The 26,580-nt window shown below is 40.4% G+C and carries 27 protein-coding genes and 2 tRNA genes; 21 read left to right on the top strand and 8 right to left on the bottom strand.

The window, feature by feature from the left end; translation table 11 throughout:
• Positions 1-79 precede the first annotated feature (79 nt).
• Complete coding sequence (gene queC / locus D1367_RS25340; protein ID WP_118169215.1) at positions 80-757, top strand: 7-cyano-7-deazaguanine synthase QueC; 678 nt, start codon at positions 80-82, stop codon at positions 755-757.
• A 215-nt stretch (positions 758-972) separates the two neighbouring features.
• Here queC and D1367_RS25345 read toward each other — a convergent pair whose 3' ends face one another.
• Positions 973-2,367: a hemolysin family protein gene (locus tag D1367_RS25345; RefSeq protein WP_181984958.1), complete on the bottom strand. Its 1,395-nt coding sequence runs from the start codon at positions 2,365-2,367 to the stop codon at positions 973-975.
• Between the two features lie 94 nt (positions 2,368-2,461).
• A complete protein-coding gene (locus D1367_RS25350) occupies positions 2,462-3,163 on the bottom strand; it encodes a hypothetical protein (protein WP_118169216.1) in 702 nt (233 codons plus the stop codon).
• 294 nt (positions 3,164-3,457) lie between these two features.
• On the opposite strand from D1367_RS25350, the gene D1367_RS25355 reads away from it, so the two are divergent.
• A tRNA-Ile gene (locus tag D1367_RS25355) sits at positions 3,458-3,530 on the top strand.
• Between the two features lie 103 nt (positions 3,531-3,633).
• Here the strand turns inward: D1367_RS25355 and D1367_RS25360 are convergent.
• Positions 3,634-4,068, bottom strand: coding sequence for a hypothetical protein (locus tag D1367_RS25360; RefSeq protein ID WP_118169218.1), 435 nt, complete (start codon positions 4,066-4,068; stop codon positions 3,634-3,636).
• Between the two features lie 100 nt (positions 4,069-4,168).
• Between D1367_RS25360 and pyrE the strand changes: the two genes are divergently transcribed.
• Entirely contained in the window at positions 4,169-4,792 is a 624-nt protein-coding gene (pyrE, locus tag D1367_RS25365; protein ID WP_118169220.1) for an orotate phosphoribosyltransferase, read from the top strand.
• A gap of 79 nt (positions 4,793-4,871) precedes the next feature.
• Here pyrE and D1367_RS25370 read toward each other — a convergent pair whose 3' ends face one another.
• Complete coding sequence (locus D1367_RS25370) at positions 4,872-5,045, bottom strand: hypothetical protein (RefSeq protein ID WP_228674746.1); 174 nt, start codon at positions 5,043-5,045, stop codon at positions 4,872-4,874.
• Positions 5,046-5,083: 38 nt separating this feature from the next.
• Between D1367_RS25370 and D1367_RS25375 the strand changes: the two genes are divergently transcribed.
• The gene (locus D1367_RS25375; protein WP_118169222.1) at positions 5,084-5,980 is read left to right on the top strand and encodes a DUF4351 domain-containing protein; all 897 of its coding nucleotides are present in this window, start codon (positions 5,084-5,086) and stop codon (positions 5,978-5,980) included.
• Positions 5,981-6,184: 204 nt separating this feature from the next.
• Here the strand turns inward: D1367_RS25375 and D1367_RS25385 are convergent.
• Positions 6,185-6,256: transfer RNA gene (locus tag D1367_RS25385), tRNA-Thr, on the bottom strand.
• A 130-nt stretch (positions 6,257-6,386) separates the two neighbouring features.
• Positions 6,387-6,575: a hypothetical protein gene (locus D1367_RS31295; protein WP_118169224.1), complete on the bottom strand. Its 189-nt coding sequence runs from the start codon at positions 6,573-6,575 to the stop codon at positions 6,387-6,389.
• A 50-nt stretch (positions 6,576-6,625) separates the two neighbouring features.
• Here D1367_RS31295 and argF point away from each other — a divergent pair, with 50 nt between their 5' ends.
• From argF to D1367_RS25430, 9 genes are all read left to right on the top strand, one after another.
• Positions 6,626-7,546, top strand: coding sequence for an ornithine carbamoyltransferase (gene argF / locus D1367_RS25395; protein WP_118169226.1), 921 nt, complete (start codon positions 6,626-6,628; stop codon positions 7,544-7,546).
• Positions 7,547-7,798: 252 nt separating this feature from the next.
• The gene (gene lexA, locus D1367_RS25400) at positions 7,799-8,404 is read left to right on the top strand and encodes a transcriptional repressor LexA (protein WP_118169228.1); all 606 of its coding nucleotides are present in this window, start codon (positions 7,799-7,801) and stop codon (positions 8,402-8,404) included.
• A gap of 85 nt (positions 8,405-8,489) precedes the next feature.
• Positions 8,490-9,971 (top strand): DNA phosphorothioation system restriction enzyme, encoded by a 1,482-nt coding sequence (locus D1367_RS25405; RefSeq protein ID WP_118169230.1) that lies wholly within the window; start codon positions 8,490-8,492, stop codon positions 9,969-9,971.
• 286 nt (positions 9,972-10,257) lie between these two features.
• Positions 10,258-10,431, top strand: a complete 174-nt coding sequence (locus D1367_RS31300; protein ID WP_181984959.1) for a hypothetical protein — start codon at positions 10,258-10,260, stop codon at positions 10,429-10,431.
• On the top strand, positions 10,428-12,500 hold the full coding sequence (locus D1367_RS25410) for an AAA family ATPase (RefSeq protein ID WP_118169232.1): 2,073 nt from the start codon (positions 10,428-10,430) through the stop codon (positions 12,498-12,500). The genes D1367_RS31300 and D1367_RS25410 overlap by 4 nt, the downstream gene beginning before the upstream one ends.
• A 73-nt stretch (positions 12,501-12,573) precedes the next feature.
• Complete coding sequence (locus D1367_RS25415; RefSeq protein ID WP_118169234.1) at positions 12,574-13,143, top strand: Uma2 family endonuclease; 570 nt, start codon at positions 12,574-12,576, stop codon at positions 13,141-13,143.
• A gap of 35 nt (positions 13,144-13,178) precedes the next feature.
• Positions 13,179-13,730 carry a Uma2 family endonuclease gene (locus D1367_RS25420; protein WP_118169236.1) on the top strand — a complete coding sequence of 184 codons (552 nt, stop codon included), beginning with the start codon at positions 13,179-13,181 and terminating at the stop codon, positions 13,728-13,730.
• Between the two features lie 93 nt (positions 13,731-13,823).
• Positions 13,824-14,294 carry a DNA phosphorothioation-associated protein 4 gene (locus D1367_RS25425; RefSeq protein ID WP_118169238.1) on the top strand — a complete coding sequence of 157 codons (471 nt, stop codon included), beginning with the start codon at positions 13,824-13,826 and terminating at the stop codon, positions 14,292-14,294.
• Between the two features lie 40 nt (positions 14,295-14,334).
• Positions 14,335-15,276, top strand: a complete 942-nt coding sequence (locus D1367_RS25430) for an HNH endonuclease (RefSeq protein WP_118171654.1) — start codon at positions 14,335-14,337, stop codon at positions 15,274-15,276.
• On the opposite strand, the gene D1367_RS25435 is transcribed toward D1367_RS25430, so the two are convergent.
• Complete coding sequence (locus D1367_RS25435; protein ID WP_118169239.1) at positions 15,277-16,875, bottom strand: DGQHR domain-containing protein; 1,599 nt, start codon at positions 16,873-16,875, stop codon at positions 15,277-15,279.
• Between the two features lie 181 nt (positions 16,876-17,056).
• Between D1367_RS25435 and dndC the strand changes: the two genes are divergently transcribed.
• The 6 genes from dndC to D1367_RS25465 all read left to right on the top strand — a co-directional run bounded on the left by dndC (position 17,057) and on the right by D1367_RS25465 (position 23,989).
• Positions 17,057-18,706 (top strand): DNA phosphorothioation system sulfurtransferase DndC, encoded by a 1,650-nt coding sequence (gene dndC, locus D1367_RS25440; RefSeq protein ID WP_118169241.1) that lies wholly within the window; start codon positions 17,057-17,059, stop codon positions 18,704-18,706.
• A 74-nt stretch (positions 18,707-18,780) separates the two neighbouring features.
• Positions 18,781-19,401: a Uma2 family endonuclease gene (locus D1367_RS25445; RefSeq protein WP_118169243.1), complete on the top strand. Its 621-nt coding sequence runs from the start codon at positions 18,781-18,783 to the stop codon at positions 19,399-19,401.
• Positions 19,402-19,594: 193 nt separating this feature from the next.
• Positions 19,595-21,583 carry a DNA sulfur modification protein DndD gene (dndD, locus tag D1367_RS25450; protein ID WP_118169245.1) on the top strand — a complete coding sequence of 663 codons (1,989 nt, stop codon included), beginning with the start codon at positions 19,595-19,597 and terminating at the stop codon, positions 21,581-21,583.
• A 132-nt stretch (positions 21,584-21,715) separates the two neighbouring features.
• A complete protein-coding gene (locus D1367_RS25455) occupies positions 21,716-21,946 on the top strand; it encodes a type II toxin-antitoxin system PemK/MazF family toxin (protein ID WP_225892415.1) in 231 nt (76 codons plus the stop codon).
• A 147-nt stretch (positions 21,947-22,093) separates the two neighbouring features.
• Positions 22,094-22,480 (top strand): DNA sulfur modification protein DndE, encoded by a 387-nt coding sequence (gene dndE / locus D1367_RS25460; RefSeq protein WP_094345020.1) that lies wholly within the window; start codon positions 22,094-22,096, stop codon positions 22,478-22,480.
• Between the two features lie 51 nt (positions 22,481-22,531).
• Positions 22,532-23,989, top strand: coding sequence for a DNA phosphorothioation-associated putative methyltransferase (locus tag D1367_RS25465; protein WP_118169247.1), 1,458 nt, complete (start codon positions 22,532-22,534; stop codon positions 23,987-23,989).
• Here the strand turns inward: D1367_RS25465 and D1367_RS31905 are convergent.
• A complete protein-coding gene (locus D1367_RS31905; RefSeq protein ID WP_220450981.1) occupies positions 23,986-24,153 on the bottom strand; it encodes a hypothetical protein in 168 nt (55 codons plus the stop codon). The genes D1367_RS25465 and D1367_RS31905 overlap by 4 nt on opposite strands.
• A 387-nt stretch (positions 24,154-24,540) precedes the next feature.
• On the opposite strand from D1367_RS31905, the gene D1367_RS25470 reads away from it, so the two are divergent.
• The gene (locus tag D1367_RS25470) at positions 24,541-26,055 is read left to right on the top strand and encodes an AmpG family muropeptide MFS transporter (protein ID WP_118169249.1); all 1,515 of its coding nucleotides are present in this window, start codon (positions 24,541-24,543) and stop codon (positions 26,053-26,055) included.
• On the top strand, positions 26,040-26,447 hold the full coding sequence (locus tag D1367_RS25475; RefSeq protein ID WP_118169251.1) for an ABC transporter permease: 408 nt from the start codon (positions 26,040-26,042) through the stop codon (positions 26,445-26,447). Before D1367_RS25470 ends, D1367_RS25475 begins: the two co-directional genes overlap by 16 nt.
• The last annotated feature ends 133 nt before the right edge of the window (positions 26,448-26,580 follow it).

Genomic DNA, 26,580 nt, shown 5'->3' on the forward strand with positions numbered 1-26,580 from the left:
GAGTTGCTTTAGCATTGCTTCCTGACCAGAAATGTTGAGGTCTAATTTAGCGATTTAAAATCCCAAATTTGCAACTGAGATGAAAGCTGTAATTCTGTTATCTGGGGGATTAGACTCTTCCACAATTCTATACAAAGCTAAGGCTGATGGCTGTGAATGTCATGCTATTTCCTTTGATTACCAGCAGCGACACCGACGAGAGTTACAGTCAGCCCTCAGTGTTGCTCAAAAAGTTGCGATCGCAAAACATCAGATAATTAATTTTGATTTACGACAATGGGGTGGTTCAGCACTTACCGATGATGCCATTGATTTACCCCAAGAGCGATCGCAGGGTGAAATGTCTCAAAATATTCCTGTAACTTATGTTCCGGCTCGTAATACCATATTTTTAAGCTTTGCTCTTGGTTTAGCCGAAGCGATCGCAGCTGAACGTGTCTATATCGGTGTCAATGCCTTAGATTACTCAGGATATCCTGACTGTCGCCCCGACTATATCCAGGCAATGCAGGAAGTTTTTCGCCTGGGAACCAAACAAGGGCGTGAGGGACAACCAATTAAGATTGTTGCACCCCTGATCAACCTGAAAAAAACTGAAATCATCCAACTGGGGAACCAATTGGGAGTTCCTTGGGAACTAACTTGGTCTTGCTATGCCGGTGAAGATGTCGCCTGTGGTGTGTGTGATTCTTGTCGCTTGCGGCTAGCAGCTTTTGCCGAATTGGGACTTGTTGATCCAGTGGAGTATGCTTTTTGAGTTAGGAGTTAGGAGTTAGGAGTTTAGAGTTTGGAGTTAGGAGTTAGGAGTTAGGAGTTAGGAGTTTGGAGTTAAAATCCAATACAGTTCAGTTATGCCCCAAATCTTTTGTAGAGACGTTGCAATGCAACGTCTCTACATACCAAAAACCCTTAACCCAAGCGTATTGAGTTAAAATTCATAACTCCTAACTCCTAACTCTCAACTCCTAACTCCTAACTCTCAACTCCTAACTCTTGCAACCGTTGCAGTTCAATTTGATGCAGGCGTGGGCCAACAATTGATACCACTGTGAATTCGAGATTTTGATAACGGAAGGTTTCGCCAATGGCCGGAATTTTCTGTAACTGATACAGCAAAAAGCCCCCTAGTGTCTGATATTCTCTTGTCAAGGGCAAATCGAGATGCAAAACTTCGTTGAGGTCTTCGAGGTTGATTTGTGCCTGGACTAAAAATTTATGCTCATCTAACATCTGAATCAGCAAGTCGTCGTTGCTTTCAGGTTCACTCGCGTCGCCAATGATTTCGGCTATGACATCTTTGATTGTCACTAGTCCCACAGTAGAGCCAAATTCATTCACTACCATGACCATAGCTGGTTTCTCTTGCTGCATCATGGGCAAAAGTTCACTCAAGGGTGTGTGTTCGGGAACAAATCGGGCGGGACGCATCCAAGGTTGGATTTGTGTCTCTAAACTGAGCTTTCCTATAGCTAAAGGTTGTGCCAAATCTTTAAAATAAACAATGCCGCGAATATCGTCTAAAGATTCACCAATCACGGGATAACGAGAGTAACCAGTAGCAGCCATTTCTCTGAGTAATGTCTGGAAGGTAGCATCTTTTGGCAGTGCGATAATACTGGTGCGGGGGATCATCACATCTTGAACCATGACATCCCCAAACTCAAAGACATTATTGAGCAATTCTCGTTCCGCACGCTGTAAACCAGTAGACCCCCATTCTGTAGAGATAATCAGTTGCAATTCTTCGGGAGTCACAGGTGGCCTCCAGCCTTGACCTGTGTATTGGATGCCAAAAATCCGCAATAAAAAACGAGTTGATTGGTTGAGAATCCAGATAAAGGGGCCGAAAAAACGCACGATCGCTTTTACCGAAGGCCCCAAAAACCTAGCTAGCTGTTCTGAGTACAGCATGGCTAAGGATTTAGGACATAATTCTCCGATCACAATTTGCAAATAGGCAATCAAGAAAAAGGCAATGGGAATTGATAGAGAATGCGCCAGGAAGGTAGTCATACTACTGGGTAGAGGCCAGGATTTTAACCATGCATTAACCAGCACCACAATCGTACTTTCGCCAATCCATCCCAATGCCAAACTAGAGAGGGTAATACCTAACTGAGTAGTAGATAGTAGTCGGTCAATACTACGTTGTAGCATCTCGACTGCGATCGCTGGAACATCCCCAGCCTTAACTAGCTGGTGAATACGCGATCGCCGCACGCTCACCATCGAAAATTCCGCCGTCACAAAAAAGGCATTTATGGCAATCAGCAGTAGCACTGACAATAACCGTAGCGCCACATCTGTCCAAATTAAATTAGGAAAACCAATCACCACCAAAGCTCGTGTAAAACTCACGCCCTCCATTTAAGGGGATTGGGGATTGGGTATCGGGGATTGGGTATTGGGAAGAATTCAGCCCCCAGTCCCCAGTCACCAGTCCCCAGTCCCCAGTCCCAATCTACCTTTCTACAGGAATATTCAATGCCTCTAGCTTCAATTCTTGAGCGGGATAATCAGTAAGAGCAAGTGATATTTTCTTGACATCATCAAGTAAAGCTGTGGGAATGCTCACTGTACCTGTAAATGCTGGCCCATTTGCAGGCAATTCTGTTGGTAAACCCTCTGTACTAGCACTCAGGGTTCGTCCTTTATCATCAGTAACATCTAAAAAACTATACAGGAAGCGGACAGAATCTTTACCTTTGTTCTGCATTTTCACTTTCAGTAGCAAATCACCACCAGAGTAGCGGACAGATTGCACAGACATGGTTACGCCCTCACTGAGGGCAGTAACTGGAAAACCTGGCTGGAGTTTTTCTTCAACCACTGCTGGGGGTTTTTCCTCTGGCTTCTGCTTGCTGCTATTGGTTTCTTCATCATCGTCCTCTAGCTTTTCCGATTTAGCAGCCTTGGTCTTACCCTCAATTCGCGCTTTGACAATTTTCAGAATTTCGTCCTCTTTTAATAGCACTAGCCCTCCCTGTTGGGAGCTATTTGCTTTATTACTGGCAAATTTGGTTGTCGGACGCCCATCTGGTGTAGTAACGCCTTTTAGTGCTGAACTACCTAGTTCAAACCCCAAAAGGGCGCTCACAGAACCTGCTCCCATCATCAGGATTAACAAAACCAAAGTAAGAAGTACAGTAGAATTTATTTTCATCGCTGACAAGCTATCACAATAGAATGCTGGTCTATTTAAGAATAGTGAAGCTTTTGACCTCAATCCTTAAAGGAACTTAATCAATATTAGTCTGCACTATTTTATGATTAAATTATGTAGTATAAAAATCTGATAAGCTATTGTCGAGTATTCACAGGTGTAAATGTGTGCTATAATTACGCAATTGGTTAAATTCAGTGGATGAGGTATTTTCCTCAGTCTAAAATTAGCAAATCAGGTTGACCTAAGAGTTGAAATAATTAACTCTTATGAACCCGAAACCCAACAAAACAAGCGCCTTTGGCCGATTGGGGAGGCAACGAACTCATAATTCGTCTTCAGGCTGGTTCGATTCCAGCAGGGCGCACTAGAATGATCCAAAAGCAGTAATAGAGGGATAAAAGGCATGGGGCATGGGGCATTAATTATTTTTTCCCTACTCCCCACTCCCTACTCCCTACTCCCCAATATTACCGAGGTGGTAAAGTTTCAAACTTGAATTCAGTTCCCACTTTGAGTTTGTTGCTATTCAAACGAGGAGACATCATTAGCGATGTGTCGTAAGGATTTGGTAAATCAGGAGTGCGAATATATGGATCGTTGCCAACTTGTTGAGTCAGGACATCATGATATAAAGTGTTAAGCAACTGAGCATCGCGGGCAATTTCATTTTCTGGGAAGGAACCACCGAAACCGTAACCACCTCCTAGAAGTGAGTCTAGTTGCCGCTTGAGGCTACCATTTTCGTAAAAATTGCGATCGTGACGAAAATAAGCTCGCTCAAATGCATCACTCGTAGTTTCAGTTTTGGGGGTTTCCGTTTGGGCAGATGCAACAGAGGGAAAAGCAATACCAGCAGCAAGCAGTACCAATAAACCACCAAAGGCTTTAAATTTTATACCCACGTTCCTAACTCCTCAATTTTTGGGCAATCTTAATTTATGCTTAACTTCAGAACTCTGATGAGTTCAACCTTTGGTGTAGCACAACTTTTAATGTTTTGTAATGACGTATCCTACTGAAACTCTTACCCACTCTGATATTTGGGCAACCACTGCTGATTTGACTATTTTGCGCCACAAGCTACTAGATTTATTTTCTCAACTTGCTTATCAAGAAGGTGATTTTGTTCTCGCTTCTGGGCTGCGTAGCTCTTATTATGTCAATAAGATGCAGGTAACACTTCACCCTCAAGGAGCTTTGGCAGTCGGACGATTGCTGTTTCCTTTACTACCTGTAGATACTCAGGCTGTAGGTGGTTTAACGATGGGGGCTGATCCAATGGTGACAGCAGTGAGTATAGTTTCTGTTTATGAAAACCGCCCTATACCAGCACTGATTATTCGCAAGGAAGCCAAGGGTTATGGGACGAAAGCTTATATAGAAGGCCCCACTTTACCTGAAGGTGCAAAAGTAGTAGTTTTGGAAGATGTCGTTACAACTGGGCAATCGGCTTTAAAAGCAGTTGAGCGTCTTAAAGATGCAGGTTATACCGTAAATCAAATAATTTCACTGGTAGACCGACAGCAAGGCGGAGGTGAGTTGTACCAGTCGGCTGGGTTGAAGTTTGAAACTTTGTTTTCGATTCAGGAAGTTCAGGAACGCTACCGACAACTTGCGAATTCATAAGTGTCGCTTGCCAAATTATTTGACAATTTGACAACTTTATGTGATTGAAAATATTACTCTTAAAGCCCTAATAAGGGTTTTATGATTTTAGGCTGAAAATAGCCTTTACTGCACTGGCGATCGCAGAAGATACTTTTTCGATTTCTTCTTTAGTTGTAAATTTCCCAATACCAATTCTTAACGCTCCCTCAATTATATTTTCTCCAAGATTCATTGCTTGCAGAACGTGAGATGGTGCGATCGCGCATTGCACCGACTTTTGATAATTTAAATAACTAGAGAACTAATTGAATGACACGTTTCATACATGACAAATTTGCCAAAGACTATCTTGAGGAATTGCTAAAAGATTACGGAGAAGTCAATTCCTCAGAAAAAGTCTCAGGAGAGATTAAAGAAATAGATGTTTTCTTCACTCCTGACAAACAGCAAAGCTCTAATTTACAAATACTGGGTTTACTAGGAAGATTTGCTGAAAATCCTGCACTCATAGAACCATTCCGCAATCCAGCTTCTAGCGATGAAATATGCGACTGTATTCTCAAATTATTAGAAGTCAAAGCTCTTTTACGCCGAGAAGCTAAAGCCAATAAAATCAAACTTCAGGACTCAGAAATTCCCAAATTGTGGGTTCTTACTCCAACAGTATCTGAAACTAGATTGTCTAGCTTTGGAACTCTTGAAAAAGACAGTTGGTTATCAGGAGTGCATTTTCTCCCAGATGCCTTGCGGACAGCAATTGTAGCGATACATCAATTACCACAGATACCGGAAACATTATGGTTGAGGCTTTTGGGTAGGGGAAGCGTACAGTCACAGGCAATTATCGAGTTGCAAGGGTTACCATTAAATCATCCATACCAAAAAGCAACCCTGGAATTAGTTTACAACTTGCGCGAAAACTTGAGAGTAAATCAAGAATTAGAAGCAGATGATAGGGAGTTAGTTATGCGATTAGAACCACTTTATCAAAGAGATAGGGAACAAGCCAAACAAGAGGGAAGACAGGAAGGAGAACAACATTTAATTATACGTCTGCTCAATCGCCGTGTTGGGGAAATTAATGAATCATTAATCGAGCGAATTAAAGGTTTATCGGTTGAACAATTAGAAACTCTAGGAGAAGCATTACTAGACTTTTCTAATGTTGCTGATTTAGAAGCTTGGTTAAACCAACAACAAGGATAAAAAGTGTAAGGAGTTGGTGCGATCGCACCAATTCTTTATTATTTAAATAGCACGCACAGAGACTTCATTTATCTTGTTGTGACCAATCCTCAATCTTTAAAGAAGGTACTTGAGAAAAATCCCGATAGTTTCGCGTCACTACAACTGCATCATTGCTCAAGGCAATTGCTGAAATTCGCATATCCAATTCTTATCTATACTTAAAGCCAGCAGCGGGATTTGAACTCGCGACCTTCCGATTACAAGTCGGATGCACTACCACTGTGCTATGCTGGCAAGTCTGGCGTAGTCGTAGCCTAACGTAGGTATCGCTCTTAAATGGCAACCACAATTTCTTATTGTACCATAATCAATTTATTTGTCTAGCTCTAATTGCTAAAAAATATCTCCCTGTTCCTAAATTAGGCTAAAAGACCAGAGATTTTGGCAATATCACGGCTTTTGTACGCCTAGATGGTTGAGTTGGCGTTGCAATTTTAGTGATTCCGATCGCTAATAAAGTTGGTAAATTAATATGCACGGCAAAAGCTAACTCAAATCCTGGGTTGGGCGCAAAAATATCTGGTACAGTTCTAAAACTGTATTTTATTGACACGGCTGAATAAAGGAACAGAAATATATAATTATTTTTTACAGATTATAAGCATGGCAGCATTGCTCGGACGAGATTTATTAAGTCTAGCGGACATCAGTCCTACTGAACTTCAAGAACTCCTGCAATTGGCAACTCAACTTAAATCACAACAACTGAAGTTGCAATGTAATAAAGTTTTGGGGTTGTTGTTCTCCAAAGCTTCTACTCGCACGCGGGTAAGTTTTACGGTGGCGATGTACCAACTGGGTGGACAGGTAATCGATCTCAATCCTAATGTCACTCAAGTTAGTCGCGGGGAACCTTTACAGGATACGGCGCGGGTGTTAGATCGATATCTGGATATTTTGGCAATTCGCACTTTTGCACAGCAAGATTTAGAAACTTTTGCTCACTATGCCAAGATTCCGGTAATTAATGCGCTTACCGATGCAGAACATCCTTGTCAGGTATTAGCTGATTTATTGACGATTCAAGAAACCTTTAACACCCTGGCTGGCTTAACTTTGACCTACGTGGGTGATGGGAATAATATGGCTAATTCTCTGATGTTGGGCTGTGCTTTGGTGGGGATGAATGTTAGAATTGCTACCCCTAGCGGATATGAGCCAGATTCTAAAATTGTAGAACAAGCAAGAGCGATCGCTAATAACAAAACGGAAGTCCTTGTCACTCATGATTCAGAATTAGCAGCCAAGGGTTCTAATGTACTTTACACTGATGTTTGGGCGAGTATGGGACAAGAAGCAGAAGCAGACAACCGGATGCCAATTTTCCAACCTTACCAAATTTCGGAGCAGCTATTAAGCCTTGGCGATCCAGAGGCAATTGTTTTACACTGCTTACCAGCCCATCGTGGTGAAGAAATTACCGAAGCTGTTATTGAAGGTTCTCAATCACGAGTTTGGGAACAGGCGGAAAATCGGCTGCACGCTCAAAAAGCTTTGCTTGCGAGTATTTTAGGGGCGGAATGAAAGAAGAGAGACGCGATGAATCGCGTCTGTACAAGAGGTAGAGACGCTATTAATCGCGTCTGTACAGGAGTCAAAATAGCGAGTGTGCGATTGACTCCTGACTACTTACTGGTAAAAAATCCAAAATAAAAGGGTAAAAGAAAAAAGAATATTCTTACTTTTACCTTTCATATTTTTACTTTTCTCTTGTTATGGGGAGTTTTTTGTAGTACTAATGTTCTAGAGACATTTATAATTACTTCCCGCTTTTTTATGGAACGTCTAACAGAAGCTCAACAAGAACTTTACGAATGGTTGACAGAATACATCCGATCGCACCAGCATTCTCCTTCAATTCGGCAAATGATGCAAGCGATGAACCTGAAGTCACCAGCACCAATTCAAAGTCGTTTAGAACATTTACGCACTAAGGGATATATAGAATGGACTGAAGGACAAGCACGAACGATTCGGATTTTGCGTCCTGTGAAGCAAGGTGTACCAATTTTGGGCACGATCGCTGCTGGTGGTTTAATAGAACCGTTTACTGATGCTGTAGATCATTTAGACTTTTCTAATTTCGACTTACCTCCCCAAACTTACGCTTTGCGCGTAGCTGGCGATAGCATGATTGAAGATTTAATTACTGATGGTGATGTGGTATTTCTGCGTCCAGTAGCAGAACCTAATCATTTAAAAAATGGTACTATCGTCGCCGCTAGAGTTGATGGATTTGGTACAACATTAAAACGTTTTTATCGCCAAGGCGATCGCGTCACCCTTAAACCAGCAAATCCCAAGTACAATCCCATTGAAGTCAACGCTATGCAAGTACAGGTGCAGGGTTCACTCATTGGTGTTTGGCGTGGTTACAACTGAGTAATGGGGAGTGGGGAGTGGGGAATGGGGATTGGGAAAGATAAGTACCAATGACCAATGACTAATGACTAATGACTAAATGAATATGTACCTGACGCAAAATTCAGTGCAGCAACTGCCCACTTTCCGCTTGAAATTACCAGTTGCAAGGGAAAGTAGGGGCAGTTATTACACTCCGCAACCATTACCAGGATGCCCAAGGATGCCTGTGTCTCTGCAATTGCGGCAATATCAGCAACAAGCGATCGCTAGCTGGTTTACCAACAATGGCAGAGGGACGCTGAAAATGGCTACTGGTAGTGGTAAAACTATTACTGCACTTGCGATCGCCTGTGAACTCTACCAACAGATTAATTTACAAGTTCTGTTGGTAGTGTGTCCCTATCGCCATCTCGTCACCCAATGGGCGCGAGAATGCGAAAAATTTAATTTGCAACCCATCTTAGCCTTTGAGAATTTACGCACTTGGCAAAGTCAACTTTCTACCCAGATTTATAATCTGCGTTCTGGTTCTCAAAGGTTTGTCACGGTGATTACTACGAACTCTACTTTAATTGGAGATGGGTTTCAGTCTCAACTCAAATATTTTCCCGCCAAAACTTTAATTATTGGGGATGAGGCGCATAATTTAGGCGCACCTAAGTTAGAAGAAAGTTTACCGCGTAGTGTTGGGTTGAGACTAGCTTTATCTGCCACACCGGAGAGGTATTTTGATGATTTTGGTACGCAATCTTTATTTGATTATTTTGGCCCAGTTCTGCAACCGGAGTTTACTTTGAGGGATGCGATCGCTCAAGGTGCTTTGGTACATTATCTGTATTATCCGGTGCTGGTGGAGTTAACTGAAGCAGAGAGTATTGCCTATTTAAAGTTAACTAAAAGAATTGGGCGATCGCTACTATATAGAGAACGAGAAAATGGACAAGCAGGAAATTTTGAAGACAATGAAGATTTAAAGCCGTTATTGATGCAAAGAGCAAGATTAATTGGTGCGGCGGAAAATAAATTAAATGCTTTACGGGATTTAATGGCAACTCGCCGCGAAACTACTCACACACTTTTTTATTGTAGTGATGGTTCTCAAGATTCGGGACAACGTTCTTCTCTACGCCAACTCAAAGCTGTTGCTAAAATTCTGGGTGTAGATTTAGGGTACAAGGTAAGTACCTATACGGCTCAAACAACTTTACAAGAAAGGGAAATATTACGGCATCAATTTGAAAGCGGAGAGTTGCAGGGTTTAGTCGCAATTCGTTGTTTAGATGAAGGTGTCGATATTCCAGCAATTAAAACTGCGGTGATTTTATCAAGTTCTGGTAATCCTCGCCAGTTTATTCAGCGACGGGGGCGAGTTTTACGTCCTCATCCAGCTAAGGAACGCGCCACTATATTTGACATGATTGTTTTGCCACCAGATTTAGATAGAGAAACTATAGAAGTTGAGCGTAATCTTTTGAAAAAGGAATTGCGCCGCTTTGTGGAGTTTGCTGATTTAGCTGATAACGCTGGGGTTGCAAGAATGAAGTTACTTGATTTACAAAAGCGATATGGTTTATTAGATATTTGATGAGCAATTGTAAAATTTTTTTAGTTTTGAAAAAAGAATCATTAAGTATGAAATAATAAAAGTATGGATTAGATCATAATGGGATGTAAGTAAAAATTTTAAAGTTACTTACATCCCATTATTATCTAGATTACTTAAAATAAATAATAACAGAAAAAAATTAAATAATAAAGCATTTTTCAAATAAAATTAGGATTTTAAAGATAACGCAAACAGTGGCTTTATGGAGGCTATTCCAGCACTAGAGAAAGTTAAAATATAGAAAAAGTTTATTTCAAAATCCGATATGTCACAAGAGACGAATATCGATGATGTTCAAGAGCCAATTACCAGCGCTCCACCGGAAGTACGGCAAATTATTGAGCGGGTATGGAAGCTAGAAAAAGGCAGACTAGATAAAAAGATTAACACTCATATAAATGATAATATTTTGGACATTATTAAGGAAGAGGTGCGATGAAGCTGACTTCAATCAAGCTATGCAACTTTCGCTCCTTTTATGGTACGACACCAGAGATAATCCTGGCTGGGGGAAATGCTCAAAACACGACAATTATTCATGGTAATAATGGTTCTGGGAAAACTAGCTTGCTGAATGCCTTTACGTGGGTATTATATGATAAATTTAGTGCAGCTTTTGCATCGATAGAACAGTTAGTAAATAAGCGGGCGATCGCAGAAACTCAAAAAGGTCAAGCTGTAGAATGTTGGGTAGAGATTGGCTGGGAACATGAAGGTAAACGCTATCGAGTTAAACGCGCCTGTCGGGGTTATAAAAACGAAGGTGATTTTGACGCTGGCAAAACTCAATTAACGATGTGGGTTGGTGCGGATGATGGCAAATGGAATATACCAACTCAGCAACCAGAGGATATAATTAATCAAATTTTACCCGCTACTTTACATCAATATTTTTTCTTTGATGGCGAACGAATTGAAGAAATAGTCCGTTCTGATAAAAAAGCTGAAATTGCTGAAGCGACAAAAATTTTCTTGGGTGTAGAAGTAATCAACCGTTCCATCAGACATTTGGGAGATGCTAAAAAAACTCTAGAAAATGAGTTAAAAGCTATTGGTAATTCCGAAACTAAACAACTATTACGACAGCAAGAAAAGATAGAGCGAGAGCGTGAACGCGTTACCAAACGACAAACTGAAATTAAAGAGGAATTAGAATATCAACAAACTTTTAAAAAAGAGACAAGTAATCGTTTACGAGAACTGAGCGCCGCTAAAGAATTGCAAGAAAGATGGCAAGATTTAGAATTACAGAAGACGGCGAATCAAGAAGAATATAAAAAGACGAAGCAAGCGCTGAAGAAAGTTATTTCCGCACGGGGTTATACCGTTTTACTCTCAGAAACTACATCCCAGTTTCGAGGAATTATCAATGATTTGAAGGCGCGAGGCGAGTTAACATCAGGAATTTCACGAGAATTTGTCAGTGATTTACTCAATTCTCAGCGCTGTATTTGTGGTGCAGAATTACAGGCGGGTAATCATTCTCATACTCATGTGAGTACTTGGTTAAATAAAGCCGGTTCCTCGGCGGTGGAAGAAACTGCAATTCGGATGATAGCACAAGTAGATGAAATTGATAAGCAAGCAATAGGTTTTTGGGAAGAGGTTGATAGAGAACAAGCCAGAATCAATAAGTTAAGGCAAAGTATATCTCAAATTGAAGGCGATTTAGACAATATTCAAGAACGGTTGCGAAAAGATGCTAATGAAGAAATTAGCAGTTTACAAAAACGGCTAGATGAAATTGAAAGTAAAATTGATGAATTGAATCGAGAACAGGGTGCAAATCAGCAACAAATTACTCAACTCACAACTGAGATTGAAGGTTTAAACAAACAAATCGCCAAGCAAAAGCTGAATGAAGACAAGCAAACTTTAGCACAGCGACGAATTAACGCTACTCAAGATGCAATTGAACGGTTAACGGAAGTTAGAAATCGTCAAGAACAACAATTTCGCCTGCAACTAGAAAAGCGAGTACAAGAAATATTCATGGATATTTCTGTAACTCCATACATTCCTAAAATTAGTGAAAAATATGAGCTAACATTAGTAGAAAATACCACAGGTATAGAAGCACCAGTTGCAGCATCCACGGGGGAGAATCAAATTCTCAGCTTATCCTTTATCGCCAGCATCATTGACAAAGTGCGCGAATGGAGTGAGAAGCGGAAAATGATGATGATTCCTGATAGTAGTACTTTTCCAATTGTGATGGATTCACCCTTCGGTAGTTTGGATGAAAATTCGCGGCGACACATTGCGAAGACAATTCCCCAATTAGCGAATCAGTTGATAGTTTTAGTTACTAAGACTCAGTGGCGGGGTGAAGTAGAAGCAGAAATGACAGAGAGAATTGGTAGAGAATATGTGCTTACGTATTATTCTTCTAAGCCTAATTGCGAACAAGATTATATTGAGTTGGGTGAAGAAAGATATCCTTTGGTGAAACAAAGTCCGAACGAGTTTGAATATACGGAAATTATCGCAGTTGAACGGAATGGGTAATTACTCACCCAGAGACGCAGAGGCGCAAAGGTTTTTTATTGGTTACATTTGAGAAAAAGAGAGGAATAAAGTTATGGTTGCGAGTCCAGACAGAAGTTATATGTCTCCCCAAGAATATCTGGAATGGGAAGAACGCCAAGAAATTAAATATGAATATATTGATGGTGAAGTTTTCGCCATGACTGGGGGTACTCTTCCCCATAATGATATTGCTTTAAACTTAGCTTCAGCGTTAAAAAGTCACCTGCGAGGAAGTGGGTGTCGTGTGAATATGGCGGATGGGAAAGTAGGTGTATCTGAAAAGGGGCCTTTTCATTATCCCGATGTTGTGGTGAGTTGCGATGAACGAGATAAACAAGCTATTCAGTTTCTCCAATATCCTTGTTTAATTGTTGAAGTTTTGTCCCCAAGTACGGAAGCTTACGACCGTGGTAAAAAATTTACGCGGTATCGTCGCATTCAAACTTTGCAAGAATACGTCCTCATAGATGCTGAAAAAATTAGTTTAGATTGCTTCCGATTAAATGATAGAGGACTCTGGGAGTTACATCCTTATGAAGTAGAGGATGAAGTTCATTTAAGCAGCATTGATTTCCACTTTCCAATATCTTTGGTCTATGAGAATGTTCAATTTCCTATTTAAATTAGGAGTATTCTAGATTCATTATTAGGGGTTTTATGAGTATTAAAACTGAAGCAACTATTGAATATTTGTACCACTTACCCGACAATTGTAAAGCAGAAATTGTCAATGGAAAATTAGTGCTGATGTCTCCAACTGGATTTTTACCAGGACGTGCAGGTGGTGAAATTTATGCAAGTCTACGGGATTATGAACGTCTAACAAAAAGTGGTTACGCTTTGCCTGATAATGTCGGTTTTATTGTCAATCTCCCTAATCGCGGTTCTTTAAGTCCTGATGCTGCGTTTTATACTGGCAAACCTACAGGTGGGAAGTTTCTTAATGGTGCGCCTATATTTGCTGCTGAGGTAAGAAGTGAAAATGATTATGGTGATAAGGCTGAGAAAGATATTGCTAGTAAACGCCGTGATTATTTTGCGGCTGGTACGCTGGTAGTTTGGGACGTAGATGTACTTAAAGAGGAAGTTATTAGAGTATATCGTGCTAGTAATCCTGAAGAACCACGAGTTTATCGCCGTGGGCAGGTGGCTGAAGCTGAACCCGCAATACCAGGATGGACTATGTTAGTGGATAATTTGTTTGTTTAGCGATCGCCCACATACTAGTATAAAATAATGCGTTAAGATGTGCGATCGCTTTTGACTTTCGGTTAAAATAGCAACAATGTAAATATTAAAACAATGGCTGCAAACAGAATCAGGGTTGCTAAAGATAAGGCTGAGTTGGTGAAATCTCTAGTCGCATCAAAAGACACAACTGGGCCTTTTCAAACTTATGTGGAAGTAATGGTGTTTGCAGCAGCATTGGGCGTTAAAAATAAAAAGCGCGTTCCTTTGGGGGAAACTACAAAAAGAGAACCATCTCCAATTCCCCAAGAAAATTTTGCTTCATTGGGATATGATCTAATCATTAAATTATTAGGAGTTAATGAAACTCAAGATATCAACATACTCTCATCTAGAGAGGAACAAGATGAAGATAAACGTACTCAAATATTTGAAGAGTATGCTAACGCAGGACTAGAAATTTTACAAAATGAGTTACGTGGTTCTGTTGACTATTCAGAACGAATTCTATTAGTTCTGATTTCTGAAAGAGGAACAAAAGAACAGCTAGAAGAAGAATTTGACCTCAGTAAATTCTTAAATTGATTTTTTGCTTGCTTATGCTTGCTTAATTAAGTTATTAAATATGAAAAATATAACATATTATTGTCAACGATTTGCAGAATTAAATGTGAGTAGTAGCCGGAAGCGTGGTAATGCTCAATATAAACCAATATTACTTTTATCTGTAATTGATTTAATTGCGCGAGGTGTCATTACTACTAATGAGATTCCAGTTTCAGACGAATTAGTTCAAACATTTGAGAGGTATTGGAATGTAATCGGTTCTCCATCTTACAAAGGTGGTTTACACTATCCTTTCTTTCATCTGCAAAATGAAGGCTTTTGGTACTTGAAATTTAAGCCTGAATTTAATGGGTTACAGCCAAAAACAATTAACAAACTAAAAGAAGCTGTTGAATATGCATATCTAGACAGTCAATTATTTAACTTTTTGCAAGATGAATTTTGCAGAAAAGAACTAATTGACGCACTTGTGGCAGCTTTCTTTTCTGATAATGAAAATGATATAGAGTCTATTTTACAAATAAATCAAACTTTTCAAGATGACGCGGTAGATATAGAAAAAATAATTGAAACAGGAAATTTAGAGACTAATCCCAGGTGGGGCTTGAAACGAGCAGTGATTAGAAATGCTTTCTTTAGGACAGCAATTATACATATTTATGATTACAGATGTGCCTTTTGTGGACTAAAAGTAACTAAAAAAGTAAATCAAAACATTGTAGATGGCGCACACATCAAGCCATTTTCACAATTCTATGACAGTAGAATTCATAATGGAATAGCTCTTTGTAAAAATCATCATTGGGCATTTGATAGGGGTTGGTTTGCTGTAGATGAACAATACAAAATTATAGTTAGTAATGATTTGGAAGAAGTATCTCCCCATGCTAAACCTATGAAAGATTTTGATGGTGAAACAATACTTCTACCAAATACAGAGCAACATTTTCCAGAACTGGAAGCGCTGCAATGGCATCGCCAAAATATATTTCAAGCATAATTACAAAATCGGTGGAAGTCCTACCGCTTTCGGTTCAACAAACTTACCATCAAAACCTATTGTTTGATTTTCCACAGTCCTAGCATCCGCCAAAGCTTTACGAAGTTCAGCACGTTCCATCTGTTCCTGAATTCCACCCAGGATGTAAATTAATAACTTCGCCGCCAAATCTCGTCCAGCAACCTGCACTCGCTTTTTATTTGGGTCATACAAAATCCCATACCAAAGAGATTGGGGATATTCCATACCACTAAAGCCGCCTTGCTGGTCAAACTTCCGCAGTTTCTTAAAAATATCTGCTAAGGAAAAACCTTTTTTAAAAACTAAAATTCCCAAAGCTTGCGCTAATGCAACTTGAGCAACTGGACGGAAAAGCATATTTCCTTCACCTCCATCCTTCTCAAAGCTGAAGCGCCGTAAAGCTGGTGTATCCTCGTGTTCTAAAATTTTATAACTAGAAAGACTAGCTAAAGAATCAAATAGCTTTCTAAATTCTTCAATTCCCTGCTCAAGTTCTTCATCCTCTGGACGCATGGGAATTAGACCTTTCTCCAAGGGTTTCCAGTGAGGGAACTTTTGAGCCAAATAGCGCTCAGACATATCTTGCAGAGCTTGCAAAGTCGTCAAAACTGTAGAATTTGAAGCGACTGTTGCACTATTCCAATTAACACGGGGATTGCGCTCTTGTCGTTGTTCTAATAGTGGATGTGTAACTGCAATTTTTCTAGCAACGATCGCAAAACCATCATCTTCATTCAACTGTGTTAGCTGACCTTTAGTCAACGGTGCAGCCATCAGATTAACATGAACAAAAATCGATCTTACCCTTCGCCTCGCCTGGGTGCGAGTTTCCCCAGCCGCTACCGCACAGATGAACTCAATACCAATTTTTTCCTTGGGTAAATTTTGCAAGTAAGCAAGGTCTACTTGGTATTTTTCTATCAAATCATTGACTGTAATAAAACTGTCATCAGCACCTTTATCTTTTTTATAGCGTTGGAGTTTGCGAGTTTTGATTAACTCCATCAACCCCTGTACACCCATTAATCGGTGTTGACCATCTAGTGCATAAATGGTTACATCATCCTCAGAAATATTTAGCAGACCTACTTTAGCGTCTTTATCTAAGGGTATAAAATCAGTAGTAGACTTTGTGGCGCGTCCTTCGCTATCCCACTCAGCAGCTTTGGGATTATCCACCCACGGTTGATTAATTACTACCAGCACTGGCGGAAACTTATGGTTGTGTCGAGCCGCTAAATACTGCACTAGCGGCGCTTGACGTGACCAATCAAGGGGACGCTGCTGAATTTCATCAATACTATCCGCGTCAATTTCGACATTATCAGTCTCAGGATTATACTTTTTTTGAAACAGAGGTAAGCCAGAGGCGAAGTGAACCCGACCTGCGAACCATTCCAAGGTAACAGAGCTAACATAAGCCTCAGTACCACCCATCTCGGTTTTTTGAACGAGAATCTGATCTTTTCTCCCTAAAAACTTCTCTAGGAGTAAAGCTAGTACCTGTTTTTCCTTGTTTTCTCGTTCCAGGTACTCTCTAGCAATGTCAGCCGTTGGGTCAGATGCACTATCTTTCATGTTAAATTTTAAAAACAGAATAGGGTTATCTCGTTTAATTATCCAAAAACTTGGATATTACTAGTAAAGTTTTTAAAAACTTTTCTTCAACCCAGGTCGCTGGGTTTTGTCTGTGTAGCCGCGAATTTCTTTCGCCCTATTTGCCCGAATATTACGCCAGTGTTTCCATAGAGAAGGAGAAATGACTACAGCACAACAAGCAGAAAATAAAAACCAGCAAACACGTACTGTAGCAGAGTTAGTGGACTATATCCAAGCTCTCACGACTGAAATTCAAGAATTGTATTGTTTAGATGAGATACCTTGGGTGGTGGGCTATTCGGGCGGAAAAGATAGTACTGCTACCTTACAGCTTATCTGGAATGCGATCGCAGCACTACCAGTTGAAAAGCGAAAAAAGACTATTCATGTTATTACAACTGACACACTAGTAGAAAACCCTGTAGTCTCTGTTTGGGTACGCAAATCCTTAGAAAGGATGAAAGTTGCTGCTCAAGAACAGAAAATGCCCATTGAGCCACATTTATTACACCCAGAAATCAAAGAGACATTCTGGGTAAGCTTGATTGGTAAAGGTTATCCAACGCCGCGAGGAAAATTTCGTTGGTGTACAGACCGTCTGAAAATTCATCCTTCTAATCACTTTATCCGTGATGTGGTTAGAGTAAATGGGGAAGTTATTCTTGTTTTAGGTACGCGCAAGGCTGAAAGTATCAAACGTGCTATCTCAATGGAGAAACATCAAGCAGGTAGCCTAAAAGACCGCCTCGTTTCTGAGACAAGTTCACCGACATCTCTGCTTTACCATAGTGCAAGCTTGCCTAATTCTTTAATTTATAGCCCTATCGAAGATTGGCGTACTGATGAAGTTTGGATTTATTTAAATCAGTGGCAAAATCCTTGGGAATATAGCAATAAAGACTTGTTCACCATGTATCGAGGTGCTACAGCAGATAATGAATGTCCTTTAGTTGTTGATACTTCTACTGCTAGCTGTGGTGATTCTCGATTTGGCTGTTGGGTTTGCACAATTGTTAGTAAGGATAAATCAATGGAGGCAATGATTCAAAATGATGAAGAAAAAGAATGGATGCAGCCTCTATTAGATATCCGCAATGAATTAGATAATAGAGATGACCGCGATAAAAGAGACTTCCGTCGCATCTGGGGAGAAGTTCAACTTTTTGAACGTCATGTAGATGGTGAAACTTCTATTGAACCAATTCATGGCCCCTATACTAAATATTGGCGGGAACATTGGCTAAGACGATTATTAGAAGCGCAAACAAAAACCCGTCGGACAGCGCCAGAAAATATGCGCGATATCACCCTAATTACTCTAGAAGAAATGAGCGAAATTCGCCGCATTTGGCTAGAAGAAAAACACGAATTTGATGATAGCTTACCCCGGATTTATCAAGAAGTGACTGGCGAAGAATTTCAAGACCCCCGTCCTGGTGCTGACTATAGCCTACTAGGCCGTGATGAATGGATAGTATTAGAAGAAATCTGTGAGGGTGACGCGATGCACCTGGAACTCATGGCGAAATTGTTAGACACAGAACGCCAGTATCGCAAAAAGACTCGTCGCGTGGGAATATACGACACCCTCGAAAAATGTTTTAATACGAGTTCCCGTTCCCCTGAAGATGCAATTAAAAATGCTCGTTTGAAACGCGAATTAAGCGAAGCAGTTAGTCAAGGTGATGTTGCAAAAGTCAAGCAGATGACTTTAGGCGATGTTCCAGCAATCAATGAAGTAGATGAAGGTGAAAGTGATGAGCAGGTAACTTGGGCAAGTATGAAATTTAAAAAGGAAATTTTAGAATAATAGAAGACGGGAGTCAACAAACTACTTAAAGAAGGCTTGACAAAGTTTGATTATCTTAAAACAAGCGAGGTTCTATGATTCAAGCCATACACAAATTAGTAACTTTTCAAGATTTTGCAGCTTGGCGGCCTGATGGTGGAAGATACGAATTACATGATGGCGTGATTGTTGAAATGGCTCAACCAGTGGGAGAGAATGAGGATGTTGTTGGTTTTTTGGCGCTAAATATATCTATCGAAATTGGGCGACAAAAACTTCAATACTTCATTCCAAAAACTGTATTAGTCAAGCCATTTGAAGGTGAATCAGCTTATTCACCAGATATCTTAATAATCAATCGACCAAATTTAGTGAATGAGACTTTATGGAAAAAAGAATCAACTGTATCTCAAGCTACATCTATTCCCTTAGTTATTGAAGTGGTTAGTACTAATTGGCGGGATGATTACTATAAAAAATTAGCTGATTATGAAGCTATAGGTATTCCCGAATATTGGATCATAGATTATGCGGCTTATGGCGCCAGGAAGTTTATTGGTAATCCTAAACTGCCTACTATATCCATTTATCTATTAATCGATGGTGAGTACCAAGTTACTCAATTTAGAGGCGATACCCATATTGTCTCTCCTACTTTCCCAGAATTGAATTTAACCGCCGAACAGATTTTTCAAGCTGGAGGTGTGCAAATCTAGCCACGCTTACCAACACCGAGACAGATGCGATCGCATTTCTTAACAGTTAGTGATGGTATTATCTATATTTCATAGACAATATTTTTTCTCAATGCGTCAGACAAAACCATCTAATTAATTTTATCTGATTCCTTTCATCACAAACTTTCTGCTTCTGCGATCGCCGTCGAACTCATGTTAATCTTAAAAACTAATGATATTTCTTGAACTCGTTCTACAAAACTTTGGCCCTTACACTGGTAAACAGGTAATCAATCTTAATCCAAAAACTGATGAGGAAAACTCGCGTCCAATTATCTTATTAGGTGGGATGAATGGCGGCGGAAAAACCACCCTTATGGATGCCATTCGTCTCGCCCTTTATGGCGCTCGTGCCCAATGTTCTACCCGTGGTAATTTAAGTTATAACGATTTTCTCAATCAATGTGTTAACAACAAAATAGATCCAGTTCTAGATACCCGGATTGAATTACTTTTTGAACATATTGAAAACGATAAGCCAATAAAATACCGTGTTGTCCGTAGTTGGACAAAAAATCCTAAAGACGGTAAAGATACATTAGGTATTTTAGGTGACAGTGATACCTGGCCTGATGCTTTAGTTAATATCTGGGATGAGTATATAGAAAATCTCCTACCTTTAGGAATTTCTAATTTATTTCTTTTTGATGGTGAACAGGTTAAAGAACTTGCAGAACAGGAAATACCACCACCGATTGTTGTTGAAGCTATTCGTGGACTTTTTGGGCTAGAGTTAGCAGATCGTTTAGCAGTTGATTTAGATATTTTAGTCAACCGGAAACGCAAAGAATTTGCTGATACTAAAGATTTAGCGAATCTAGAAGAAATTGAAAAAAGATTGACGCAACAGCAAGAAGATTATCAAGAAACTGAACAGAATTTAGAAAATATCAAAAATCAGCTAGAAGAATTGGAAGTAAAGCAGCAAGAAGCTTTTGATAAATTTATTTCTGAAGGTGGTAAAATTGCGGCAGAACGCAATCAACTAGAACTACAACAGAAAGGGAAAACTGCGGAAGTTGAAGAAGTGCGTCAGTTAATGTGTGAATTAGCTGCTGATGTTTTACCCTTAGCATTAATTCCCAATTTACTTAGTCAAGTGCAAACGCAGGGAGAACAAGAATTTCGCCATCGACAGATCCAAATTTCCAAAGATTTGTTAATTGAGAGAGATCAGCGTTTACTCAGTTGGCTAAGTAAGGTAGAAATTTCTTTAACACAAGTTGAAAAAATTCAATCATTTCTAGTCGAAGATGTAGATAATCTATATGCAAAAAGTCTTCAAATGGAAGCCCCTTGGCTATTAGCTGATGATGAAACGTTAAGTCAGCTAGATAATCTCATTTATCACTTGCAAAATTCTCAACTTTCTGCAAAAGAAAAATTAGCTCTGATTAAAAATAAAGAAGAAGAAATCCTGACGCTGGAAAGACAAGTGCAAACAGCAGCAGCACCAGAAGATTATACAAAGCTGCGTCAGGCATTAGAAGCGGCACAAAATGAAGTTGTTGAAGCTAAAGCAAATTACGAAACAATTCGCCGCCGTTTAGCTGAATTAGAAACTATTATTGCCAAGTCTAAAAAAGAATTAAGTGAATACACTGTAGAAAATATTAAACATAAAAATAACGAACATATTATTACCTCTGCGGCTAAAGTTCAAGAAACACTCAAGATTTTTCGGGAAAAATTAACCTTGAGAAAGCTGAATAAATTAGAGGAAGAAGTTAAGAATTGCTTCCTTTATCTGCTGCACAAATCAGATTTAGTGCATCGTATCGCCATTGATACCAATACTTTTGGGCTTTCGTTGTATGATTTCAATGGTAAACTAGTCCCTAAACATCGCCTCTCGGCTGGTGAAAAACAACTACTAGCGATCGCATTCCTCTGGGGTTTAGCCAAAGTCTCTGGACACCGCCTACCAGTAGCAATCGATACGCCACTAGGTAGACTAGACTCCTCTCACCGCAGCAACTTAGTTGAACGTTACTTTCCATCCGCCAGCCATCAAGTAATTTTGTTATCTACGGATACTGAGATTGGCAAAAAAGAAGTAGAAACACTGCGAGAAAACGAAGCGATCGCCCGCGAATACCTGCTCAAATACGACTCCTCAACGCGCCAAACAACAGTGATAGAAAATCAATATTTTTGGTAGTAGATATGTCTAAAAAGGATATTTACAATATGAACAACTAGCTGCAATGGCTAGCGATTTAGATATAAGAACAGAAATTACCTCTATCAATAATGAATTTAGTGTTACAGAAATGGATGGCTTAGAAAAACTGTGAGCATCGAGAGAAGACAAATTTATTTTGTCAATCTTAATCCGGTGCTGGGTCGAGAACAGGCAGGAACAAGACCAGTTTTAGTGTTATCTATAGACGCTATCAATCAATTACCTTTGGTTGTGACTGTAATTGTCGGTACGAAAGGAACAAATATTAAGCGTGATTATCCAACTAATATACGAGTCTCGCCAGGTGACAGTGGATTGCTTATAGAAACAGTGTTTTGATGTTTTGAAATTCGTTCTTTAAATCCAAATCGTTTTCCTGCTGATCCAGTTGGCAAAATTTCTGACTCCAAAATGCTTGAAGTTGAAACTGCGGTTCGCTACTGTTTGGGTTTATGAGCGAAAACTACCTCAATTTTTAGGAAGATTATGGAATCACCAATCGAAAGAATTAAACTCTCTCAAACAGCCAAAGACCAACTTACCAAACTTAAGCGCAGCACTAAAATTGACCAATGGAATATCCTATGCCGTTGGGCGTTTTGTCGTTCCCTCGCAGAATCAACCACACCCTCCCCCGTCCCAATCCCCCAAGATAGCAACGTCGAAATGAGTTGGCGCGTCTTTGGTGGCGAAATGTCTGATATACTCCTTCTCGCCCTCAAGCAACGCTGTCACAATGACGGTTATCCCACCGACAAAGAAACCCTCGCCACCCAATTCCGCTTACATTTGCATCGCGGTATTGGTTACTTAGCGGGCGATCCAAATATCAAGAAAATTGAAGATTTAATTGAACTGGCGGTTAAAAATTGAAAGGATATTAGTTGACTGTTAACTGTTCACCGTTAACTGACAACTAATATTATGCCTGAAGCGCTAGAAATTGAGCGTCATAGAGCTGCGATCGCTCGCACTGATATATCTCGCCCCGTGCGATTGGCTATAGAAGGGTCAATCCTCAATCAAGACACCACTTTTTTTGATTACGGTTGCGGCTATGGTGGTGATGTGCAACGGGTAGCAAACTTAGGTTACACCAGTGCAGGTTGGGATCCTTACTATTATCCCGATATCCCACGCACCCCCGCCGATGTGGTTAACCTGGGTTATGTCCTCAACGTCATCGAAGACGCAGAGGAACGCCGTCAAAGCCTAATCCAAGCTTGGGAACTCACCGGGAAAGTTTTAATTGTCGCGGCTCAAATACTCATTAACGCTCCCAGCAAAACCCAACTTGCTTACAATGATGGCATTGTGACGCGCCGCAATACGTTTCAGAAATATTACGAACAACAAGAACTCAAAACTTATATTGATGAAGTCCTAAATGTCGATGCAGTACCCATCGCACTAGGCGTATACTTTGTTTTTCGAGATGAAGCCCAAAAAGAAAGCTACAAAGCTATCCGCTTCTTTTCTGCGACTTCTACACCGCGAGTCCGCATCCCCATAAAGCGGTTTGAAGACTATCAACAACAGCTGCAACCATTAATGGCTTTTTTTACCAAGCGCGGTAGATTACCTGTAAAAGGCGAATTGGAAAATGAACAGGAATTACTGAGCGAATTTGGTAACTTTCGCCGCGCCTTTGGTGTAGTTTTGCAAGCTACTGATGAGGCTGAATGGGATGCGATCGCTTATCGTCGTTCTCTTGATATCCAAGTTTATCTCGCCCTCACCCACTTTGATAAACGCCCTGCATGGCAAAAGCTAGCGCCAGAAATGCGCCACGATATCAAAGCCTTTTTTAGTAGTTATGAAGAAGCTTGTCAAGTAGCCGATCAAAAACTTTTCAGCTTAGGTAAACCTGGGGTGATTCAAACTGCTTGTGAAAAAAGCAAAATTGGTAAACATACACGCGGTGCTATTTACGTCCATGTTTCCGCACTAGCAGCACTTGATCCCGTGCTGCGAATTTGTGAAGGTTGCGCTAGCCGTACCATTGGGCGTGTCGATGAAGCCACATTAATTAAATATCACACTGATAAGCCGCAAATATCCTATCTGTCTTACCCCGAATTCGATACTGATCCCCACCCGGCGTTAAAAGCCAGCATCGGTATTGATTTAAAAACCCTTTTCGTCACTCATCGAGACTACGAAGCTAGGTCAAATCCGCCGATTTTGCACCGAAAGGAAACATTTGTTACCAGCAACTACCCACGCTACGAAGAATTTGCTAAACTCAGCCAACAAGAACAGGAATTAGGGCTGCTTAACCAAAAAAGCGACATTGGTACGCGTGAAGGTTGGGAAAAATGCCTTGCTGCACACAGAGTAGAAATCAGGGGGCATCAGGTTTATCCAATTCACGAAAGTTAAGGAAACGCTAAGACTTTTAGGGCATTCTTGGGGAACTCCAAAAAATAAATTATTCCACATTCAAGTCGTTGACTGTTGACTGTTGACTGTTGACTGTTGACTGTTGACTGTTGACTGTTGACTGTTGACTGTTGACTAAAAACTCGTGAACCGTCAACGGTCAACAGTGAACAATAGCAATGGAATATTTTTTTACTTGGAAGTCCCTTGATGAGCATATCAGCCAAGAATATTTGGTGCAAACTGGCGTATATGCATGAGATGGTATAGCAGGTGTGGCAATATAACTGCAATTGGCTAAGGGACTTCCAACAAATAAATTACCCAATCTTGTGGGGTGGGCGTCTCGCCCGCCCTTGTAATATGGGATCTCGTGTCGCCCACCCCACAATAAGTAGTTGAGTATTTTTTTATTTGGAAGTCCCTAATACCAATTTTACGTGAAGCGCACAGCTTTATAATTCCTGCATTTGCATGATAGGCGCTTGCTGCGTCCGATAATATGCATTCTTAAGTGAAATTAATCAAAGGTGTTAAGGAATGTTTAAACAATGAGAGAAATGCAAGCACTGCGACAAGCTGTCCAAAGTCGTAAGATGGGTGCTTTGTTATTGCTAGGTTTTGCATCTGGGTTGCCGTTGTTTTTAACAAGTAGAACGTTGCAGTTGTGGATGCAAGATGCCAAAGTTGATATAGGGAAAATTACTTTATTTGGTCTGCTGGCTTTACCTTATTCCCTAAAATTCTTATGGTCACCTTTATTAGATAGATTTATACCGCCAGTTCTGGGAGGAAGGCGGGGTTGGCTAGTAATCACGCAACTGGGATTAGCATTAGCGATCGCACTTCTAGCATTACAACAGCCTGCCCAAAATGACCAAGTACTACAAGTACTGGCAATCAACTGTCTGATCATCACTTTTTTAAGTTCCACCCAAGACATTGCCGGTGATGCCTACCGCACGGACATTTTAAATCCCTTAGAATCCAAAACAGGTGCATCAGTTTGGGTTCTAGGCTATCGTTTAGCCCTGTTTATTACCAGTTCCTTAGCTTTGGTATTAGCAGATCATATCCCTTGGAATGGTGTTTACTTACTCATGGCAGCTTTAATGGCAGGGAGTATACTGACAACTTTATGGGCACCAGCAGAACCAAAGATCCAAGGCAACACACAAAAAGCTGCACCCCTATCTTTCAAAGATGTCATTTTTCTGCTATTTATAACTGTGTTAGTAGTTGGATTAATTGGAGGTGTATTTGTCGGCTTTATCTCTCTACCTGTATTCTATTGGCTATTAGCAACTTTGATATTAGCCTGGATAGTCACATCTTTGTTATTACCGACAGACTTATTAGGTGAGGTAAGAGAAGATAGTCCGCCCCAAAATTTACAAGAAGCAATTTTCCTACCATTCAAGGAATTCTTTCACCGATTTGGGCTTCCTCAAGCCAGCGTCATCCTAGTTTTTATCATCCTCTATAAGCTAGGTGATTCTTTGGTGGGAATCACAGCGAATTTATTTTTGCGGGAAATCAGTTTTACTAAAACTGAGATTGGGGCAATTCAAGCTGGAATGGGCTTTCTAGCGACGACAGTCGGCGTATTAGTCGGTGGCGTCATTCTGACTAGAATTAACCTCAATCGCAGTCTATGGATATTTGGCATACTGCAATTATTTAGTAACTTGGGTTATTATGCGTTAGCGGTTGCGGGCAAAGATTATTCGCTTTTAGTGTTGGCAGTGAACATCGAAAACTTCAGTGCTGGATTAGTCACAGTTGCTACAGTTGCATTTTTAATGAACCTTTGTAACCACCGCTTTACAACTACTCAGTTTGCTTTATTCTCTAGCTTAATGGCTATTAGTAGAGACGTTCTTTCAGCTCCTGCCGGAGATTGGGCTAAAGCCACGGGCTGGCCCTCATTTTTCTTGCTAACCCTAGTAGCAGCCTTACCTGGATTGCTACTCTTACCGTTAGTTGCCCCCTGGAACCCTCAGCCAGTGGCAGTATCCAGACCAGGACTTGAGGAAGAAGAAGAGGATATATGGGGAATCAAGTAGTTATTGCTGTCGGCACATTTATTCTCTTACTCACTGGTTTATTACTTGGGTATGTTCTCTCACAGTTAGTTCTAGGATATCTACCATTTAACCTCCTAACTTTTTTTGGAACACTCAGCCTAATTTTAATTTTTGGTACACTTTATTACGTTTTATTTTGGCAGTTGCGGAGAGATCAGTCCCGGCCATCAACTATAAATCAAGGGATACCAAACCAGGTAGACGATGGTGGATCTGATAGCTATCTCAAAAACAGGCTAATCGCTAAATTATCCGGTGACACTGCGGCAGCCGAACGGTTAATTGAACAGGCAAAGGAGACTTATCCTGGGATGCCGGAGAATTGGTATTGCGAAAGAGTACTCGATGACTTAGAGCGCGATCGCCAATAGTGGAAGCAGGGAGATGAGGGAGCAGGGGAGCAGGAGAAGAATAACAATGCCCCATTCCCTAGTCCCCATTTCCATGCACAGAAAATTGCTAAAATAAATCAAGAATACTTCACAAATCTTCAGCTAGGTTCTC

This window comes from Nostoc sphaeroides (assembly GCF_003443655.1).
GTDB lineage: Bacteria > Cyanobacteriota > Cyanobacteriia > Cyanobacteriales > Nostocaceae > Nostoc > Nostoc sphaeroides.

Excerpts from the sequence above, each read along its gene's own strand:
- D1367_RS25475 (WP_118169251.1), top strand. The coding sequence starts at position 26,040 with ATGGGGAATCAAGTAGTTATTGCTGTCGGCACATTTATTCTCTTACTC.
- queC (WP_118169215.1), top strand. The coding sequence starts at position 80 with ATGAAAGCTGTAATTCTGTTATCTGGGGGATTAGACTCTTCCACAATT.
- D1367_RS25465 (WP_118169247.1), top strand. The coding sequence starts at position 22,532 with ATGCCTGAAGCGCTAGAAATTGAGCGTCATAGAGCTGCGATCGCTCGC.
- D1367_RS25375 (WP_118169222.1), top strand. The coding sequence starts at position 5,084 with ATGACACGTTTCATACATGACAAATTTGCCAAAGACTATCTTGAGGAA.
- D1367_RS25410 (WP_118169232.1), top strand. The coding sequence starts at position 10,428 with ATGAAGCTGACTTCAATCAAGCTATGCAACTTTCGCTCCTTTTATGGT.
- dndE (WP_094345020.1), top strand. The coding sequence starts at position 22,094 with ATGGAATCACCAATCGAAAGAATTAAACTCTCTCAAACAGCCAAAGAC.
- D1367_RS25420 (WP_118169236.1), top strand. The coding sequence starts at position 13,179 with ATGAGTATTAAAACTGAAGCAACTATTGAATATTTGTACCACTTACCC.
- D1367_RS25470 (WP_118169249.1), top strand. The coding sequence starts at position 24,541 with ATGAGAGAAATGCAAGCACTGCGACAAGCTGTCCAAAGTCGTAAGATG.
- D1367_RS25425 (WP_118169238.1), top strand. The coding sequence starts at position 13,824 with ATGGCTGCAAACAGAATCAGGGTTGCTAAAGATAAGGCTGAGTTGGTG.
- dndD (WP_118169245.1), top strand. The coding sequence starts at position 19,595 with ATGATATTTCTTGAACTCGTTCTACAAAACTTTGGCCCTTACACTGGT.
- D1367_RS25445 (WP_118169243.1), top strand. The coding sequence starts at position 18,781 with ATGATTCAAGCCATACACAAATTAGTAACTTTTCAAGATTTTGCAGCT.
- dndC (WP_118169241.1), top strand. The coding sequence starts at position 17,057 with ATGACTACAGCACAACAAGCAGAAAATAAAAACCAGCAAACACGTACT.
- D1367_RS25415 (WP_118169234.1), top strand. The coding sequence starts at position 12,574 with ATGGTTGCGAGTCCAGACAGAAGTTATATGTCTCCCCAAGAATATCTG.
- D1367_RS25430 (WP_118171654.1), top strand. The coding sequence starts at position 14,335 with ATGAAAAATATAACATATTATTGTCAACGATTTGCAGAATTAAATGTG.
- D1367_RS25350 (WP_118169216.1), bottom strand. The coding sequence starts at position 3,163 with ATGAAAATAAATTCTACTGTACTTCTTACTTTGGTTTTGTTAATCCTG.
- D1367_RS31300 (WP_181984959.1), top strand. The coding sequence starts at position 10,258 with ATGTCACAAGAGACGAATATCGATGATGTTCAAGAGCCAATTACCAGC.
- D1367_RS25405 (WP_118169230.1), top strand. The coding sequence starts at position 8,490 with ATGTACCTGACGCAAAATTCAGTGCAGCAACTGCCCACTTTCCGCTTG.
- pyrE (WP_118169220.1), top strand. The coding sequence starts at position 4,169 with ATGACGTATCCTACTGAAACTCTTACCCACTCTGATATTTGGGCAACC.
- D1367_RS25345 (WP_181984958.1), bottom strand. The coding sequence starts at position 2,367 with ATGGAGGGCGTGAGTTTTACACGAGCTTTGGTGGTGATTGGTTTTCCT.
- D1367_RS25435 (WP_118169239.1), bottom strand. The coding sequence starts at position 16,875 with ATGAAAGATAGTGCATCTGACCCAACGGCTGACATTGCTAGAGAGTAC.
- lexA (WP_118169228.1), top strand. The coding sequence starts at position 7,799 with ATGGAACGTCTAACAGAAGCTCAACAAGAACTTTACGAATGGTTGACA.
- argF (WP_118169226.1), top strand. The coding sequence starts at position 6,626 with ATGGCAGCATTGCTCGGACGAGATTTATTAAGTCTAGCGGACATCAGT.